We start from the raw sequence: 17,069 nt of genomic DNA, 5'->3' as shown, positions 1-17,069 counted from the left end.
CTCAGATGTCAAGGAACCTCACGTCCTTCGCGTTGCGCTGGATGAAGCTGCGGCGGGACTCGACGTCCTCGCCCATGAGCACGGAGAAGATCTCGTCCGCGGCGGCCGCATCGTCCATGGTGACCTGAAGCAGGGTGCGGGTGGCGGGGTCCATGGTGGTGACCCGCAGCTCCTCGTGGTTCATCTCGCCCAGACCCTTGTAGCGCTGCACCCCGTTGTCCTTGGGGATGCGCTTGCCGTTGGCGACGCCGTCCTTGAGGACCGCGTCGCGCTCACGGTCGGAGTACACGTACTCGTGGTCCGCGTTGGTCCACTTGATCTTGAACAGCGGCGGCTGCGCGAGGTACACGTAGCCGGCCTCGATGAGCGGGCGCATGTAGCGGAACAGCAGCGTGAGCAGCAGCGTGCGGATGTGCTGGCCGTCGACGTCGGCATCGGCCATCAGCACGATCTTGTGATAGCGCGCCTTGTCGATCGCGAAGTCCTCGCCCATGCCCGCGCCGAACGCGGTGATGAGGCCCTGGACCTCCTGGTTGGACAGGGCGCGGTCGAGGCGCACGCGCTCGACGTTGAGGATCTTGCCGCGGATCGGCATGATCGCCTGATTGTAGGGCTCGCGGCCGGCCTTGGCGGAGCCGCCGGCCGAGTCGCCCTCGACGATGAAGATCTCGCACTCGGAGGGGTTGCGGCTCTGGCAGTCCGACAGCTTGCCGGGCATGCCGCCCGACTCGAGCAGGCCCTTGCGGCGTGTCGCCTCGCGCGCCTTGCGGGCCGCGATGCGCGCCTGCGAGGCCTGCATCGCCTTGCGGATGATCTCCTTGGCCTCGTTCGGGTGCGCGTCGAACCAGTCGGTGAGCTGCTCGGACACCACGCGCTGCACGAAGGTCTTCGCCTCGGTGTTGCCCAGCTTGGTCTTGGTCTGGCCCTCGAACTGCGGCTCGCCCAGCTTGACGGAGATGACGGCGGTGAGGCCCTCGCGGACGTCGTCGCCCGTGAGGTTGTCGTCCTTGTCCTTGAGGATCGACTTCTCGCGCGCATACTTGTTCACCAGCGTGGTGAGCGCCGCACGGAAGCCCTCCTCGTGGGTGCCGCCCTCGGTGGTGGAGATGGTGTTCGCGTACGTGAACACGCTCTCGGAGTACGCGGACGTCCACTGCATCGCCATCTCGAGCGAGATCTTCTTCTCGGTGTCCTCGGACTCGAGCGAGATGACCTCGGCGTGCACCAGCTCGGCCTTCTTGGCGGAGTTGAGGTGCGCGACGTAGTCGATGAGGCCGCCGTCGTACTTGTACGTCACCGAACGGGACGTGGGCGCCTCGTCCGCCTCCGCATCGTCCTCCGCCGCGATGTGCTCGGGGCGCTCGTCGACGAGCGTGATGGACAGGCCCTTGTTGAGGAAGGCCATCTGCTGGAAGCGGGCGCGCAGCGTCTCGTAGTCGTACTCGGTGGTCTCGAAGATCAGCGGGTCGGCCCAGAACGTCTGCTGCGTGCCGGTCTCCTCGGTGGCCTCGCCCTGGATCAGCGTGCCCTGCGGCTTGCCGCCCTCGGCGAACGTCTGACGCCACACGTGGCCCTGGCGGCGGACCTCGGTCTCGACCTTGTAGGACAGCGCGTTGACCACCGAGATGCCGACGCCGTGCAGGCCGCCCGAGACGGCGTAGCCGCCGCCGCCGAACTTGCCGCCCGCGTGGAGGATCGTCATGACGACCTCGACGGTGGGCTTCTTCTCGGTGGGGTGCATGTCGACGGGGATGCCGCGGCCGTTGTCGCGACAGCGGACGCCTCCGTCCGCCAGGAGCGTCACCGTGATGGTGTCGCAGTATCCGGCCAGCGCCTCGTCGACGGAGTTGTCGACGACCTCGTAGACCAGGTGGTGGAGACCCCGCTCGCCCGTGGACCCGATGTACATGCCGGGACGCTTGCGGACGGCCTCGAGGCCCTCCAGGACGGTGATGTTCTCGGCGCCGTAGGCGGGCTCGTCGACCCGCTCCTCGCTATTCGCCACAGATTCGCCTTTCAAGCCGATGACGGGACCGCGCACGAGTCCCGTCCTATCTCGGCCCATTCTAGTGGCTCTGAGGGGCGGAATGGCGCGACTCACAGGCCTTTCAGGCGATGTCGACACCGCACCGAAAAGGCGTCACGGCCCCGGCCACCCGCGGAGAGGGCCACGACGCCCCCTCGCGCCGGGTCCTCGCGCAGGTTCCGGAGGCGCCCCCAGCACGCCTCCGGCCCTTGCGTCCGTACAAGGGTAGGGCGCGCCGCGCGGTGCCGACGGCCGTTCGGGATGTGGGTTATGTCACACAATGTCTTTTTTAGTGGACGACCCGGAGACGATGCGCGTGGCACCCCGGCGCGCGGTTCACCCGTACGTGTCGCGGGGGCCGCGACCCTTCACCGTGCGCGGACCCTTGGTCCACGACCGCGCCGTCGGTCCGAGCACCTTGAGCTCCGTGACGATCTCGCGGCCGAACTCCTCGTTGATCCGGTGACGGATCTGGCCGTTCATCATCTGCAGCTGCGTCGCCCACGCGGTCGACGTCGCCTTGACCGTGAGCACGCCGTCCTCGAAGCCGAGCGGCTCGCAGTGGTCGGCGATGCGGTCCCCGATCACCTCGCGCCAGCGTCCGGTCACGGACGAGACCTCGATCTGCTCGGTCCAGCCCATGCGGCGCAGCAGCGACGTCACCGCGTCGCCCATCGGCTTCGGGTCGCGACCCCGCCCGTAGGGCTGCGGGCTCGCCGAGTCGCTCGACCGGCGCGCGTCCTCCCGCTGCGCGCGACCGCGCTTCGCGCTCGTGCGCTTGGCACCGCGCTGGCGTGCCGCGAGGCGAGCCCGCTCCATCGCCTCGCGTGCCAGCCGCGCGGCGTCGACGGGGACCAGCGGATCCGACTCGGGCCCGCCCTGACCAGGGGAGACGCCCTCAGGAGTCTCCGGCGCATCGTCCCGGCGCTCGTCACTCATCGCCGACGCGCCCCTTGGTCACCGGGATCGCGCGGCCGGCGAGCGTCGCGGGGACGTCCTCGGCGACCGCCGCGGTGATGAGCACCTGACTCGCGCGCTCGAGGCGCGCGGCGAGGGCGGCGCGACGGCCCGCGTCGAGCTCCGCGAACACGTCGTCGAGGATGAGCACCGGCTCGCCGTCGTCACCCGAGTCGGGACCCGTGTCGGACGTGAGCAGGTCGTAGGTGCCGATGCGGAGCGCGAGCGCGCACGACCACGACTCGCCGTGGCTCGCGTAGCCCTTCGCAGGCATGCCGCCGAGCCGGATCTCCAGGTCGTCGCGGTGGGGTCCCGCGAGCGTGACGCCGCGGTCGAGCTCCTTGGGGCGCAGCTCCCGCAGCCGCTCGAGCAGCAGCGTCGCAATGTCACCCGGCGCCTGGGGCAGCATCTCTGCCAGGGACGACGTGTACTGGATCGCGCAGTCGCCGCCGTCCGGCGCGACGTCCTGATACGCCGTGGCCACGTACGGAGCCAGGCCCGCGACGGCCCGCAGCCGAGCGGCGACGATGCGTCCGCCCAGGTCCGCGAGCTTCTCGTCCCAGATGTCGAGCATCGTCAGGTCGCCGCGCGCGTTGCGGGAGGTCTTGAGCATCGAGGTGCGCTGACGCAGCACGCGCTCGTAGTCGCCGAGGTCGCCCGCCAGCGCGGGCTGGAGCGCGACGCACAGCTCGTCGAGGAATCCGCGGCGTCCCGACGGATCGCCCTTGACCAGCGCGAGGTCCTCCGGCGCGAAGAGCACCGTGCGCAGGACGCCGATGAGGTCGCGGGGCCGCGCGGCCCCGCGGTTGAGCCGCGCGGTGTTCGCGCGCCCGGAGTTGAGCGTCACCTCGAGGCCCAGCGAGCGGCCCGCCTTCTCGACCTTCGCGCGCACCACGGCACGCTCGGCGCCGAAGCGGATCAGCGGGGCATCGCTGGCCACGCGGTGCGAGCCGAGCACCGAGAGGTACCGGATCGCCTCGACGAGGTTGGTCTTGCCCTGGCCGTTGCGGCCGACGAACGTGGTGACGCCCGGTCCGAGCTCGACGTCTGCCTGCGTGTACGAGCGGAAGTCGGCGAGCTGGACGTGGGTGACGCGCACTAGGAGGCGATGCGGATGGGCACCAGCAGGTAGCGGAACTCGGCCGCGACGTCGCCGCCCGGCTCCGAGAGGCCCACGAACTCGACCGGCTTGGTCTCCTGCGTGAATCCGAACTGCACGAAGTCGGTGCCGAGCGCGGTCAGGCCGTCCAGCAGGTACTGGGGGTTGAACGCGACGGTGATCGGGTCGCCGTGGAGGTGCGCGGTGAGCGCCTCCGACGCCTGCGCGTCGTCGGACTGGCCGGCGTCGAGCGTGACCTCGCCCTCGGCGAACGCGAGGCGCACCGACGAGTTGCGCTCGGTCACGAGCGCGACGCGACGCGTCGCGTCGATGAGGTCCTGGGTGCGGACGGTGGCCGTGATGGGGCTCGACTCCGGGAACAGGCGACGCACCTGCGGGTAGTCGCCGTCCATGAGCAGCGACGTCGTGACGAGGCCGCCCGCCTCGAAGCCGACGAGGTCCATGCCCTGGCCGGAGCTCAGCGCGACGGTGACGTCGCCCGAACCCAGGGCCTTCGCGGTGTCCGAGAGCGTCTTGGCACGCACGAGGGCGACCGCGCTGATCGACTCGTCGGCCGGCTTCCACTCGAGCTCGCGGAGCGCGAGGCGGTAGCGGTCGGTGGCGAGCAGCGAGATGTGCGAGCCGTCGATCTCGACGCGGACGCCGGTGAGGATGGGGAGGGTCTCGTCGCGGGACGCGGCGGAGGTCACCTGGGCGACCGCCTGCTGAAGCGTGGTGCCGTCGATGGTCCCCGAGAGCTCCGGAAGCTCGGGCAGCGACGGGTACTGGTCGACCGGCATGGTGGCCAGCGTGAAGCGCGAGGCGCCGCACGTGACGGAGACCTTGGTGCCCTCGAGCGAGAGCTGGACGGGCTTGTGGGGGAGCGCGTTCGCGATCTCGCGCAGCAGGCGTCCGCTCACCAGGACCTCGCCCGGCTCCTCGACCTCCGCGGGGAACTCGCCGCGGGCCGACACCTCGTAGTCGAAGCTGGCCAGGCGCACGAGCCCCTCGGCGTCCGCGGTGATGCGCACGCCGGCGAGAACGGGGACCGGGGGACGCGCCGGGACGGCGCGCGACGTCCATGCGACGGCGTCTGCCAGGACGTCGCGCTCGACGGTGAACTTCATGCTTGCTCCTCAGGTGTCGAGCACAGACTATGCCACGGGTCCGACGTTGCCGGTAGGCCGTCGGGGGCGGCGTCGGGCGGTCGGGGCGCGAGCCGAGATGAAGGTCGTGTGGACAACATTCTCAGAGAGGGCTCGTAGTCGTATTAGGGGCCGTGGAATCTGTGGAACACGCGCATCGTCGCTGGAAATGGTGGACATCCGGATGTGTGGATCCTGGGGGTGGGAGCCGTGGACAGCACGATCGGGTCGGGGACGGCGTCGAATTCGCCCCCAGGATCCCTGTTTTTCTTCACAGGGCGTCCCCTGTGGACGGAGCACGTCATCCACGGGCGTCCACAGACTTTTCCACATTTGTGAGGGAATCGCGTCGCGCGTGTCGCCGACAAGGCCTCTGGGCGTAGGAAAAGCCGTGGCGATCAGGCATTTCGGCCTGATCGCAGCTGTCCACCGTGGGCGTGGCGAGGAGGATCGCTCCTGACGAACGATTTCGGCGTCTCCACGCGATCCCGACGACTGCTACGGCGTGTCGAAGGTCCGGATCCGCGTCCGGGTGCCCGAATCGTTCGCCAGGGCGCGTCGAGACGGCGTCCGTGCACGGGTGAGCGCGGGAGGCCGAGCTTCCCTGGGCGGCTCCTCGCGATGCCGGGACGATCCCTGCCCGGCGCACCGTCATCGGCGGCGGCGTCCCGTCCGTTCCTGGACAACGATTCGTGGCGCTGGGTGGTGCGGGAAGCGTCGTGCAGCCGGAGGCCCCGGAATCGTTGGCCTGGGCGGCTCGAGAGCCGGGCGACCGCCACGTGCGCAGCGGTCCGTGGGACGCGTCCCGGGCGCGGCCTCGCGCCGAGGCCGTCAGGGAGGCTCCTGGGCAACGATTCCGGCCCTTCCGGCCGCGGGCGGTGCTCCAGGCCGGCGACGGGGCCGAATCGTTCGCCAGGACGCGTCAGGACGTGTCAGGACGCCGCGGCCCCGGCATGGGCGCCGGGAAGCGCGGATCCGGGCCCACGGACGGCCTCGCGGCGCTACAAGCCCGCCGAGGGCCCGACACCGTCGCCAGCAGCGATCCTCAGGCTCCTCGCACCGCAGGTGACCCGACGGATCGGCCGCGGCACGCATCGTCCGCCCGCAGGACGAGGCCGCTGGGACAACGAATCGGCCCCTCCCGGGCCGTGAGGCGCGGAAGGGGCCGGAAACGTTCGTCAGGACGCCCTGGGAGGGGGCGCGGGTATCAGGCGCGCGACTGCTTGATGCGCGCGTGGATCTCGTTGACCTGGTTGTACATCTGGCGGCGCTGCGCGATCTGGTCCTCGACCTTCTTGACCGCGTACATGACCGTCGTGTGGTCCTTGCCGCCGAAGTGCTCGCCGATCTTGGGCAGGGAGAGGTCCGTGAGCTGCCGGCAGAGGTACATCGCGATCTGGCGGGCGGTCACGAACACGCGCGAGCGGCTGGTGCCCGTGAGCTCCTCGAGCGAGATGCCGAAGTACTCGGCGGTCTTGCCGATGATCGACGCCGCGGTGATCTCGGAGTCGTCGTCGGAGATGAGGTCCTTGAGGACCACCTGTGCGAGGGAGAGGTCGACCGGCTGACGGTTGAGCGCCGCGAACGCGGTGACGCGGATCAGCGCGCCCTCGAGCTCGCGGATGTTGCTCGTGATGTTCGAGGCGATGTACTCGAGCACGTCGGACGGCGCCTGGACGGCGTCCGCGGCCGCCTTCTTGCGAAGGATCGCCACACGGGTCTCGAGGTCCGGCGGCTGCACGTCCGTCATGAGCCCCCACTCGAAGCGGGTGCGCATGCGCTCCTCGATGCCGTCGAGATAGCGGGGGCTCACGTCGGAGGTGATGACCACGTGCTTGCCGGCGTTGTGGAGCGCGTTGAACGTGTGGAAGAACTCCTCGAGCGTCTGCTCCTTGCCCTGCAGGAACTGGATGTCGTCGATGAGGAGGACGTCGACCTCGCGATAGGTGCGCTTGAAGCTGAGCGACCGGTCGTCACGGATCGAGTTGATGAAGTCGTTGGTGAACTCCTCGGAGTTCACGTAGCGCACACGCGTCTGAGGCTTGAGGTGGCGCGTGTAGTGGCCGATCGCGTGCAGCAGGTGCGTCTTGCCCAGCCCGGAGCCGCCGTAGATGAACAGCGGGTTGTACGTCTTACCAGGTGATTCGGCGACCGCGAGGGCCGCGGCGTGCGCGAAGCGGTTGGAGGGACCGATGACGAACGTGTCGAACGTGTACCGCGGGTTGAGGTGCGGGTCCTCGACGACCGGGGCCGGTGCAGGCTCGGGCCGGCGCACCTGCGGGCGCGGCACGGACTCCTCCGCGCCGTCCTCGGACGGTGCCGGCGGGGTGATCGAGGCGTCGACGGTCACGGCGATGCGGACGTCGCGGCCGAGCACATCGCTCAGCGCCTCGGTCACGGGACCCCGCAGCGTGGTCTCCACGTAGTTCTTCGTGAAGTCCTCCGCCACCGCGAGGAACACGTTGTCCTCGACCACCGCGAGCGGCTTGACGAGCCGGAGGAACGACCGGTTCTGGGTGCTGAGCGATCCGTCATCCGCGAGGAAGTCGAGCGCCCCACGCCACACTGCGTCGATCGATTCCGAGGCAGGCTCTGCCGCCACTGGCCGTCACCCCCAAGCTTTCTCCACAGCGTTTCTCACAGTCGGTGCATGGCCCGTCACCTGCTCGTTACCGCGTCTCCGCGTGTCGATCTCGTGGTGGCCTGCCGTGATGGTGGAGCCTATCCTGTTCGGGTGCCCCACCCAAGACCGAGGGCGCGATTTGACCCCTCATGCGGGGAACGCGTAACGTTAGTGCGCTGATTTGACCATGCCCTGACAACACCGTGGAGTTACCGTGAGCAAGCGGACTTTCCAGCCGAACAACCGCAAGCGTGCCAAGACGCACGGCTTCCGTCTGCGTATGCGTACGCGTGCCGGACGTTCCATCCTGGCGTCGCGTCGCCGCAAGGGCCGCGGCAAGCTCTCGGCCTGAGGTTGCTGCCGGCCCACGCGCGCCTGCGATCCTCCGCGGACTTCCGTTCCGCGATGCGATCGGGGGTCCGCAGCGGCCGGCGCACCATCGTCGTGCACGTAGCGCTCACCGGCAATGCTGACCGCATGGCCGGTTTCGCCGTTTCTAAGGCGGTAGGAGGAGCCGTGGTCCGCAACCGCGTCAAGCGACGCCTGCGCGCGATCATGTCGACGCGCCTCGAGGACGTGCCCGCGGGCAGCCTCGTGGTGCTGCGCGCCCTGCCGCCGGCGGCCGACGCATCGTTCTCCGATCTGGAGGCCGACGTGGACGGCGCCCTGCGTCACGCCCTCGCGAAGGCGGCCCGATGAGCATCGCGGCGCGCGCGCTGACCGGGGCGATCCGCGGCTACCAGCTGACGATCTCCCCGCTGTCGGGTCCGCGCTGCAAGTACCACCCCTCGTGCTCGCACTACGCCGTCGAGGCGATCCGGGTGCACGGCGCGTTCGTGGGTGCGGGGCTCGCCTCCTGGCGTCTCCTGCGCTGCAACCCCTGGAGCAACGGCGGCGTCGACGACGTCCCGGCGAAGGGGGAGCGGCTATTTCGGCTTACGAGGAATAATGCCGCGATGCCGTCCGACCCGACCCCTGCCCACCTGATCTAAGGACTGACGTCTCGATGCTCGACACGCTTCTCTACCCGCTCGAGTGGGTGGTCGCCAACATCATGGTGATCTGGCACCAGATCTGGACGTGGGTCGGCCTCGATCCCGCCGCCGGCATCACCTGGGCCCTCGCCATCGTCGGCCTCGTGATCACCATCCGTGCCGCGCTCATCCCGCTGTTCGTCAAGCAGATCAAGGCATCGAGGGCGATGCAGCTGATCTCGCCGGATCTCAAGAAGATCCAGGACAAGTACAAGGGCAAGAAGGACCAGGCGTCGCGCGAGGCCATGAGCCGCGAGACGATGGAGCTGTACGCTAAGCACAAGACGAACCCGTTCTCGTCGTGCCTGCCGATGCTCATCCAGGCGCCGATCTTCTTCGCGCTGTTCCGCGTGCTCAACGGGCGCCTCGAGGGCAACGCCGCGAGCGGCACCTCGACCGCCGGCATCGGCATGCTCACCGATCAGGTGCAGTATCAGGCACAGCATGCGACGCTGTTCGGCGCCTCGCTGTCGGACTCGTTCTTCAACAGTGAGGGCTCGGCCGCGAAGATCCTGTCCGCCGTGCTCATCGTCATGATGGTCGCGACGACGTTCACCACGCAGCACCAGCTCACGCGGAAGAACCTGCCTGCCGCGGCCCTCGAGGGCCCGATGGCGCAGCAGCAGAAGATCCTCATGTACGTGCTGCCGTTCATCTTCGTGCTGTCCGGCCCGAACTTCCCCGTCGGCGTCCTCATCTACTGGACCACGACCAACCTGTGGACGCTCGGCCAGCAGTGGTACGTCATCCGCAACAACCCGGCACCGGGCTCCGAGGCGGAGCGCGCCTACCTCGCGCGCCAGGCGGCCAAGGAGGCCAAGCACGGCATCCGCGCCTCGGAGTCGAAGGACACCGTGGTGATCGAGCAGCCCCAGGTGGAGGCGCCGAAGGTCTCCGGGCAGCGCCAGCAGCCCAAGCGCAAGAGCCGTGGCGGGAGCAAGGCCAAGCCGGTCCCGGTGACCGAAGACGACGACAACAAGGACGTGTCATGAGTGACAGCATCAAGAAGCTCGACGCCGAGGGCGACGTCGCGGCGGACTTCCTCGAGGAGCTGCTCGACATCCTCGACATGGACGGCGACATCGACATCTCCGTCGAGGCGGGCCGCGCGAAGGTGGCGATCGTCGCCGAGGGTCCGAGCCAGGACCTCAAGCGTCTGGTCGGCGCCGACGGCGAGGTGCTCGAGGCGCTTCAGGACCTCACCCGCCTCGCGGTCCAGGCCGACACCGGTGAGGTGAGCCGCCTCATGCTCGACATCGCCGACTTCCGCGCGGGCCGCCGCGAGCGTCTCGCCGAGGTCGCGCGCGAGGCCGTGGCCAAGGTGCGCGCATCGGGCGACCGCGTCGCGCTCCAGCCGATGAACGCGTTCGAGCGCAAGGTCGTCCACGACGTCGTGCTCGAGGCCGGCCTCGCGTCGGAGTCGGAGGGCGAGGACCCGCACCGCTACGTGGTCGTCCTGCCCGCCTGACGTTTCACGTGAAACAACGATGACCGACGAGACGCCGACGGATCCCCTGCGCGACAGCGCGGCGGTGCGCGAGTACTTCGGGGACACCTACCCCCGAGTGCTCGCCTTCGCCGAGCTGCTTGCCGCGCAGGGCGTCGAGCGCGGCCTGATCGGCCCGCGTGAGGTCGAACGCCTCTGGGAGAGGCACATCCTCAACTCGGCTGCGCTCTCCCCGTTCCTGGGGGAGGGCCGCGTCGCCGACGTGGGCTCGGGCGCGGGCCTCCCGGGGATGGTGCTCGCGGCCATGGACCCGGCGCGCGACTACGTCCTCATCGAGCCGATGGAGCGTCGCGTGCAGTGGCTGTTCGAGGCTGCGCGGGAGTGCGGGATCGACAACGTGAGGGTCGTCAGGGGACGCGCCGAGGAGGTCGCGGAGTCGGTCGAGGCCGACATCGTCACCGCGCGCGCGGTCGCCGCGATCGACAAGCTGGTGAAGTGGTGCGCCCCGCTGTTGAGCGCCGACGGGCGGCTGGTGCTGCTCAAGGGCCGCAGTGCATCGGACGAGCTCGAGCGCGCGAAGTACACGCTGCGCAAGCACCGCCTCACGGGCCAGATCCACATCGCGGGCACCGTCGACGGCGTGGAGCCCACCACCGTCGTCGTGCTTTCCCACAGCTGATGTCCACAGGCTTCTCCACACCCTTCCGTGCGGGGAGGCGCCCCTCGAGGGCCCTTTGTCCACAGGGTTCATGCACCCCTATCAGGGGAGGACGATGCGCCGGAACCGCCGTGCGAAGCGGTGACGGCGAGCATCCCCTGGGGTAGAGTCGGGACCTCTGGGAAGCCCTCCCGCCCCGATGTCCGCGGCGGGTTGTTGTGTGTCAGAGGTCATGTTTCACGTGAAACACGACCGGCGGGAGGGGAGCGATCCTCAGCCGCGGAGGAGAAGGGAACTGCGTGTCCAACGAGCAGACGCACCATCCGATGGCGTCCGAAGGCGCGGCGCCTGGAGCGACCGGCGTTTCACGTGAAACATCGGATCCGTTCGACCGGCTCGTGGAGGACAACGACAGCCCCCTCGCCGCGGAGATGATGGCGACCGAACGCCACCGCCGCGCGCTCGAGTCCGCCACGTTCCCGCGCCCGCCCCGCACCCGCATCATCGCGGTCTCCAACCAGAAGGGCGGGGTGGGGAAGACCACCACCTCGGTCAACGTTGCGGCCGCCCTCGCCAAGCGGGGAGCGAACGTCCTCGTCATCGACGCGGACCCGCAGGGCAACGCGTCGACGGCGCTCGGTGTGGAGCACCGCTCGGGGACGCCGTCGATCTACGAGGTGCTGCTGGACGACGTTCCCATGCACAAGGTCGCACAGCGATGCCCCGACATCGACACCCTGTGGTGCGTGCCGGCGACGATCGACCTCGCCGGCGCCGACATCGAGCTGGTCTCGGTGGTGCGACGCGAGTTCCGCCTCCACATGGCGCTTCAGGCGCTGCTCGAGGGTCCGGGCAAGGACCTCGACTACGTCTTCATCGACTGCCCGCCGAGCCTTGGGCTGCTGACGCTCAACGCGATGGTGGTGGCCACCGAGGTGCTGATCCCCATCCAGTGCGAGTACTACGCGCTCGAGGGCCTCACCCAGCTCATGAAGACCGTGGAGATGGTGCGCAAGCACCTCAATCAGGACATCCACGTGTCGACGATCGTGCTCACGATGTACGACAGCCGCACCAACCTCGCCCGCGAGGTCGCGACGGAGGTGCGTTCGCACTTCCCGACGCAGACGCTCGAGCAGACGGTGCCACGGTCGGTCCGCGTGTCGGAGGCGCCGGGCTTCGGGCAGACGGTCATCACGCACGACCCCCATTCCTCGGGAGCGGTCGCCTACATGGCGATCGCACGTGACATCGCGGTGCGCGGCGCCGCGGGAGCGGAGAGCAAGTGAGCAGCAAGACCAAGCGGGGCCTCGGACGGGGACTCGGCGCGCTCATCCCCACCGAGCCGGACCTCTCGGGGGCCGAGCGGCCGCACGACGTCTTCTTCTCCGACACGTCGACGTCGACGATCCCCACCGTCACGGAGGTGTCGGAGGACGGCGAGCTGGTCCCCGTGCCCGGGGCGCGCTTCGCGCACATCGACCCGGCCTCGGTGGTGCCGAACCCGCGGCAGCCCCGCACGGTGTTCGACGAGGACGAGCTCGCCGAGCTCGTGGGCTCCATCAAGGAGATCGGCGTCCTCCAGCCCATCGTGGTGCGGCCCAACCCCGCGGGGGAGGGCTACGAGCTCATCATGGGCGAGCGGCGCCTGCGCGCCACCCGCGAGGCGGGCCTCACCGAGATCCCCGCGATCATCCGCGACACCGATGACACCGACCTGCTGCGCGACGCGCTCGTCGAGAACCTGCACCGCAGCCAGCTCAACCCGCTCGAGGAGGCGGCCGCCTACCAGCAGCTCCTCGAGGACTTCGGCATCACCCACGAGGAGCTCGCGACCCGCATCTCGCGCTCCCGTCCGCAGATCTCGAACACGCTGCGGCTGCTGCGCCTGCCGGCTCCGGTCCAGCGTCGCGTCGCGGCGGGCGTCCTGAGCGCGGGCCACGCGCGCGCGCTGCTCGGGCTCGACAGCCCGGAGGCGATGGAGCACCTCGCCAACCGCATCGTCGCCGAGGGTCTCTCGGTGCGCGCGACGGAGGAGGCGGTCGCGCTCGGCGTGGATGCCCCGAAGCCCCGCCGCGGCGCGTCCCGGGCCGGCGGCCGCACCGAGGCGCTCGACGATCTGGGTGGCCGCCTGGGGGACCGCTTCGACACGCGCGTGAAGATCAAGCTCGGACGCACCAAGGGATCCATCACCATCGACTTCGCGACGGTCGACGATCTTAACCGCATCGTGCAGCTCATCGACCCGGCGGACCCGGGGATCCACGGCCAGGCGTCCTGAACGGGCGTCCCGCGGGGACGGAGGAAGGGCCTCGGCGCATCGCGCCGAGGCCCTTCCGTGTGTCCGTCGCGTCAGGCTGTGACGCCGCGCTGCGCGGCACCGACGACGAGGTCCGCGTACACCTTGCCGAGGTCGAGACCCGCCGCCTCCGCGGCCTGTGGGAACAACGAGGTCTCGGTCATACCAGGGGTGATGTTGATGTCGAGCACCTGAGCGGTGCCGTCGGGCGCGAGGATCAGGTCGATGCGCGACAGGTCGCGCAGGCCCATGACGCGATGGAGGCGCAGCGCCGTCTCGGACGCGAGCTCGGCCTGACCGGACGAGAGGCGCGCGGGGGCGAAGTACTCGACCCGTCCCGGGTTGTAGCGCGCGTCGTAGTCGTACGCCCCGTCCGAGACGGTCTCGACCGCGGGCAGCACCCACGCATCGTCCCCCGTGCCCAGGACGCTCATGGCGAGCTCGGTGCCCTCGACGAAGCGCTCGACGAGCGCGACGTCGCCGTAGGCGAAGCAGTGGACCATCGCACGGGCGAGGTCCTCGCGGTTGCGCACGATGGACACGCCGAGCGCCGAGCCTCCGCGCGCCGGCTTGACCACCACGGGCAGCCCGAAGCGGTGGACGACGGCGTCGAGCACCTGCTCGGCACCGACCTCGCGGAACAGCGACTGCGGCAGCGTGACATGGTCGGGGGTGTCGATGCCGGCCCGGGCCATCACGGCCTTCGCGATCGCCTTGTTCCAGGCGACGCGCGCCTCGCGTGAGCCCGTGCCGACGAACGGCACCCCGACGAGCTCGAGGAGCGCCTGCAGCGAGCCGTCCTCGCCGGTGGCGCCATGAAGCAGGGGCCAGACGACGTCCACGTCGCCCGCACGCAAGGTAGGGATCAACTCCGTGTCAACGTCGAGCAAAGAAACCTTCTCGACGGTGCCCCGGAGCGCGTCCTGGACGCGGCGTCCGGAACGGATGGACACGTCCCGCTCGTGCGATAGGCCGCCGGCGAGGATGAGTGCGTGCATGACGTTCCCTTCGTCAGTACAGGTCGGGGGACGGGAAGTCGACGGCGTCGCCGGCGGCCCCTCCCGCGGTGCCGAAGATGCGCACCGTCTCCAGCTCGGCGTCCACCACCGTCGCGAGGCGGCGCACGCCCTCGCGGATCCGCTCGGGGGTGGGGAAGCAGTAGGACAGTCGCAGGTGGTCCGTGCCGGAGCCGTCGATGTAGAACGCGCTGCCGGACACATACGCCACGCGGGCCGTGATCGCGCGCGGGAGCATCGACTTCGCGTCGAGCCCGTCGGGCAGCTTGACCCACACGTAGAAGCCGCCGTCGGGCACGTTCCACGACGCCTCGGGGATGTGCTCGGCGAGCGCGGACACCATCGCGTCGCGCCGCTCGCGGTACTGCACCTGGAACTTCTTGATCTGGCCCTGCCAGTCGAAGTGGTCGAGGTACGTCGCGATCGCCATCTGCGACGCGTTCGAGGGCGACAGGATCGCCGACTCGGACGCGAGCACGAGCTTCTCGCGCACGGCGTGGGGGGCGACGGCCCACCCGACGCGATAGCCGGGGGCGAAGGTCTTGGAGAATGAGCCCAGGTAGATGACGCCTTCGGGGCTCATCGAGCGCATCGCGGGAAGCGGCTCCTGGTCGAAGCCGAGCAGGCCGTACGGGTTGTCCTCGAGCACCAGCACGCCGTACCGCTGGCAGATCTCGAGGACCTGGGGACGGCGCTCGAGCGACAGCGTGACGCCGCCCGGGTTGTGGAAGTTGGGCACCGTGTAGAGGAACTTCACGCGCTTGCCGGCGGCCTTGAGGCGCGCGAGCGTCTGCTCGAGGGCCGCGGGGATGAGCCCGTGCGCGTCCATGGGCACGTGCACCACGTCGGCCTCGTGCGCGCGGAACACGCCCAGCGCGCCCACGTAGGAGGGCGCCTCGGCCACGATGACGTCGCCCGGGTCGATGAAGATCTTGGTCACCAGGTCGAGCGCCTGCTGGGAGCCCGTGGTGACCACCACATCGTCCGGATGCGCGGAGATGCCCTCGAGCGCCATGACGTCGAGGATCCTCTCGCGCAGGTGCACGTCGCCCTGGCCCGAGCCGTACTGCAGGGCGACCTCGCCGTGCTCGACGATGAGCCGGCGGCTCATCTCCCCGAGCTCCTCGAGCGGCAGGCCGCCGATGAACGGCATGCCTCCCGCGAGCGAGACGACCTCGGGGCGGCTGGCGACGGCGAAGAGGGCCCGGATCTCGGAGGCGCGCATCTCGTGCGCGCGCTGCGCGTACGACCCGTACCAGGGGTCGAGCCGGGTGCCCTCGCGAGGGGTGGGAGTGCCGTCGCTCATGCGGCAAGTCTGGCACGACGACGGGGGTCCAGCCTGCATGCGGCTGGACCCCCGTGGCGGCGGACGATGCGGTGCGCGTCCTAGGCGATGACCTCGTCGAACAGCGCCGACAGCGCGGGCTTGGGGCGGGCCCCGACGACGGACTTCACGACCTCGCCGCCCTTGAAGAAGGACATGGTGGGGATGGAGGTGACGCCGTAGGCCATCGCGAGCTGCGGGTTGGCGTCCGTGTCGACCTTGACCACCTTGAGGCGGCCCGCGTACTCCTCGGCGAGCTCGTCGAGGAGCGGCGCGACCGCGCGGCACGGGCCGCACCAGGTGGCCCAGAAGTCGACGACCACGGGGACGTCGGACTCGAGCACCTCGGCCTTGAAGGTGTCGACGGTCGCCGGCACGGGGGCGGCGGGCAGCTCCGCGGCGGGGGCCTCGGCGGGCGCCGGAGCCTCCTCCGCGGCCTCGTCGGCGGCCGATGCGGCGTGGAGGGCGTCGAGGTAGTGCTGGGCGTCGAGGGCGGCGGAGCAGCCCGAGCCGGCGGCGGTGATGGCCTGGCGGTAGCGGTTGTCGACGAGGTCGCCGCACGCGAACACGCCGTCGACGTTGGTCGCGGTGGTGCGGCCGATGACCTGGACGTAGCCGGCGTCGTCGGTGTCGATGACGCCCTTGACCAGCTCCGAGCGGGGCTCGTGGCCGATCGCGACGAACAGGCCCGTCGCGGCCAGCGTCGACTCCTCGCCCGTGACGCGGTTGCGCACCTTCACACCGGAGAGCTTGACGTCGCCCTCGAGGCCGAGGACCTCGGAGTTCCACACGAACTCGATCTTCGGGTCCGCGGCGGCACGGTCGGCCATGATCTTGGAGGCGCGCAGCTCGTCGCGGCGGTGCACCAGGTACACCTTGGAAGCGAAGCGGGTGAGGAACGTGGCCTCCTCGACGGCGGAGTCGCCGCCGCCGACCACCACGACGGTCTGGTCGCGGAAGAAGAACCCGTCGCACGTCGCGCACCAGGACACGCCCTTGCCCGACAGGCGCTTCTCGTCCTCCAGGCCCAGCTCGCGGTACGCGGAGCCCGTCGCGAGGATGACCGCGTGCGCCGAGAACTCCTTGCCCATGCCGGTCGTGACGGTCTTGACGGGACCCTCGAGGCTCATCGCGGTGACGTCGTCGAAGAGCACCTCGGCGCCGAACCGCTCGGCCTGCGCCTGCAGGGTCTCCATGAGCTCGGGGCCCTGGACGCCCTCGACGAAGCCGGGGAAGTTCTCCACCTCGGTGGTGTTCATCAGCGCGCCGCCGGCGGTGATCGAGCCCGCCACGACCAGCGGGTTGAAGCCCGCCCGGGCGGCATAGATGGCGGCGGTGTACCCGGCGGGGCCGGATCCGACGATGATGACGTTGCGCGTGTCGCTCACGGTGCTTCCTAGGTCGAGGGGAGGCCCCACCGGGTATGGCGGGGCGGCGTCGT

16 protein-coding genes are annotated in these 17,069 nt (G+C 69.9%); 8 read left to right on the top strand and 8 right to left on the bottom strand.

Annotated elements, in window-relative coordinates; translation table 11 throughout:
• Position 1: 1 nt before the first annotated feature.
• The 5 genes from gyrB to dnaA form a co-directional block, all read right to left on the bottom strand.
• A complete protein-coding gene (gyrB, locus tag AOM04_RS11650; protein WP_228373704.1) occupies positions 2-2,005 on the bottom strand; it encodes a DNA topoisomerase (ATP-hydrolyzing) subunit B in 2,004 nt (667 codons plus the stop codon).
• 357 nt (positions 2,006-2,362) lie between these two features.
• Complete coding sequence (locus tag AOM04_RS11645; RefSeq protein ID WP_082104605.1) at positions 2,363-2,965, bottom strand: DciA family protein; 603 nt, start codon at positions 2,963-2,965, stop codon at positions 2,363-2,365.
• Positions 2,958-4,082: a DNA replication/repair protein RecF gene (recF, locus tag AOM04_RS11640; protein ID WP_062464964.1), complete on the bottom strand. Its 1,125-nt coding sequence runs from the start codon at positions 4,080-4,082 to the stop codon at positions 2,958-2,960. The genes AOM04_RS11645 and recF overlap by 8 nt, the downstream gene beginning before the upstream one ends.
• Positions 4,082-5,209: a DNA polymerase III subunit beta gene (gene dnaN, locus AOM04_RS11635; RefSeq protein WP_062464963.1), complete on the bottom strand. Its 1,128-nt coding sequence runs from the start codon at positions 5,207-5,209 to the stop codon at positions 4,082-4,084. Before dnaN ends, recF begins: the two co-directional genes overlap by 1 nt.
• Before the next feature lie 1,225 nt (positions 5,210-6,434).
• Positions 6,435-7,829, bottom strand: coding sequence for a chromosomal replication initiator protein DnaA (gene dnaA / locus AOM04_RS11630; protein WP_062464962.1), 1,395 nt, complete (start codon positions 7,827-7,829; stop codon positions 6,435-6,437).
• 235 nt (positions 7,830-8,064) lie between these two features.
• On the opposite strand from dnaA, the gene rpmH reads away from it, so the two are divergent.
• From rpmH to AOM04_RS11595, 8 genes are all read left to right on the top strand, one after another.
• Positions 8,065-8,202 carry a 50S ribosomal protein L34 gene (gene rpmH, locus AOM04_RS14370; protein ID WP_062204973.1) on the top strand — a complete coding sequence of 46 codons (138 nt, stop codon included), beginning with the start codon at positions 8,065-8,067 and terminating at the stop codon, positions 8,200-8,202.
• A 53-nt stretch (positions 8,203-8,255) separates the two neighbouring features.
• Positions 8,256-8,549, top strand: a complete 294-nt coding sequence (gene rnpA / locus AOM04_RS11625; RefSeq protein ID WP_439645077.1) for a ribonuclease P protein component — start codon at positions 8,256-8,258, stop codon at positions 8,547-8,549.
• Positions 8,546-8,842, top strand: a complete 297-nt coding sequence (gene yidD / locus AOM04_RS11620) for a membrane protein insertion efficiency factor YidD (protein WP_082104604.1) — start codon at positions 8,546-8,548, stop codon at positions 8,840-8,842. The genes rnpA and yidD overlap by 4 nt, the downstream gene beginning before the upstream one ends.
• 14 nt (positions 8,843-8,856) lie before the next feature.
• Entirely contained in the window at positions 8,857-9,876 is a 1,020-nt protein-coding gene (gene yidC / locus AOM04_RS11615; RefSeq protein ID WP_062464960.1) for a membrane protein insertase YidC, read from the top strand.
• Positions 9,873-10,352: a Jag family protein gene (locus AOM04_RS11610; RefSeq protein WP_062464959.1), complete on the top strand. Its 480-nt coding sequence runs from the start codon at positions 9,873-9,875 to the stop codon at positions 10,350-10,352. Before yidC ends, AOM04_RS11610 begins: the two co-directional genes overlap by 4 nt.
• 19 nt (positions 10,353-10,371) lie before the next feature.
• Entirely contained in the window at positions 10,372-11,010 is a 639-nt protein-coding gene (rsmG, locus tag AOM04_RS11605) for a 16S rRNA (guanine(527)-N(7))-methyltransferase RsmG (RefSeq protein WP_062464958.1), read from the top strand.
• A gap of 377 nt (positions 11,011-11,387) precedes the next feature.
• A complete protein-coding gene (locus AOM04_RS11600) occupies positions 11,388-12,278 on the top strand; it encodes a ParA family protein (protein ID WP_062464957.1) in 891 nt (296 codons plus the stop codon).
• Positions 12,275-13,270 carry a ParB/RepB/Spo0J family partition protein gene (locus AOM04_RS11595; RefSeq protein WP_062464956.1) on the top strand — a complete coding sequence of 332 codons (996 nt, stop codon included), beginning with the start codon at positions 12,275-12,277 and terminating at the stop codon, positions 13,268-13,270. The genes AOM04_RS11600 and AOM04_RS11595 overlap by 4 nt, the downstream gene beginning before the upstream one ends.
• Before the next feature lie 71 nt (positions 13,271-13,341).
• On the opposite strand, the gene AOM04_RS11590 is transcribed toward AOM04_RS11595, so the two are convergent.
• The 3 genes from AOM04_RS11590 to trxB form a co-directional block, all read right to left on the bottom strand.
• Positions 13,342-14,286: a D-alanine--D-alanine ligase family protein gene (locus tag AOM04_RS11590; RefSeq protein WP_062464955.1), complete on the bottom strand. Its 945-nt coding sequence runs from the start codon at positions 14,284-14,286 to the stop codon at positions 13,342-13,344.
• A gap of 13 nt (positions 14,287-14,299) precedes the next feature.
• Positions 14,300-15,610, bottom strand: a complete 1,311-nt coding sequence (locus AOM04_RS11585) for an aminotransferase-like domain-containing protein (protein ID WP_062464954.1) — start codon at positions 15,608-15,610, stop codon at positions 14,300-14,302.
• Between the two features lie 80 nt (positions 15,611-15,690).
• Positions 15,691-17,016 carry a thioredoxin-disulfide reductase gene (gene trxB / locus AOM04_RS11580; protein ID WP_062464953.1) on the bottom strand — a complete coding sequence of 442 codons (1,326 nt, stop codon included), beginning with the start codon at positions 17,014-17,016 and terminating at the stop codon, positions 15,691-15,693.
• Positions 17,017-17,069 lie beyond the last annotated feature (53 nt).

Origin of the sequence: Demequina soli (assembly GCF_000971195.1) — a bacterium.
Taxonomy (GTDB): domain Bacteria; phylum Actinomycetota; class Actinomycetes; order Actinomycetales; family Demequinaceae; genus Demequina; species Demequina soli.
Note: the sequence above shows the minus strand (reverse complement) of the source record. Positions and strands in the feature narration are given on the sequence as shown.

What these genes read in the sequence shown, in the direction of transcription:
- rnpA (WP_439645077.1), top strand. Translation starts at nt 8,256, where the DNA reads ATGCGATCGGGGGTCCGCAGCGGCCGGCGCACCATCGTCGTGCACGTA.
- rsmG (WP_062464958.1), top strand. Translation starts at nt 10,372, where the DNA reads ATGACCGACGAGACGCCGACGGATCCCCTGCGCGACAGCGCGGCGGTG.
- AOM04_RS11590 (WP_062464955.1), bottom strand. Translation starts at nt 14,286, where the DNA reads ATGCACGCACTCATCCTCGCCGGCGGCCTATCGCACGAGCGGGACGTG.
- AOM04_RS11645 (WP_082104605.1), bottom strand. Translation starts at nt 2,965, where the DNA reads ATGAGTGACGAGCGCCGGGACGATGCGCCGGAGACTCCTGAGGGCGTC.
- yidD (WP_082104604.1), top strand. Translation starts at nt 8,546, where the DNA reads ATGAGCATCGCGGCGCGCGCGCTGACCGGGGCGATCCGCGGCTACCAG.
- AOM04_RS11585 (WP_062464954.1), bottom strand. Translation starts at nt 15,610, where the DNA reads ATGAGCGACGGCACTCCCACCCCTCGCGAGGGCACCCGGCTCGACCCC.
- yidC (WP_062464960.1), top strand. Translation starts at nt 8,857, where the DNA reads ATGCTCGACACGCTTCTCTACCCGCTCGAGTGGGTGGTCGCCAACATC.
- AOM04_RS11610 (WP_062464959.1), top strand. Translation starts at nt 9,873, where the DNA reads ATGAGTGACAGCATCAAGAAGCTCGACGCCGAGGGCGACGTCGCGGCG.
- dnaN (WP_062464963.1), bottom strand. Translation starts at nt 5,209, where the DNA reads ATGAAGTTCACCGTCGAGCGCGACGTCCTGGCAGACGCCGTCGCATGG.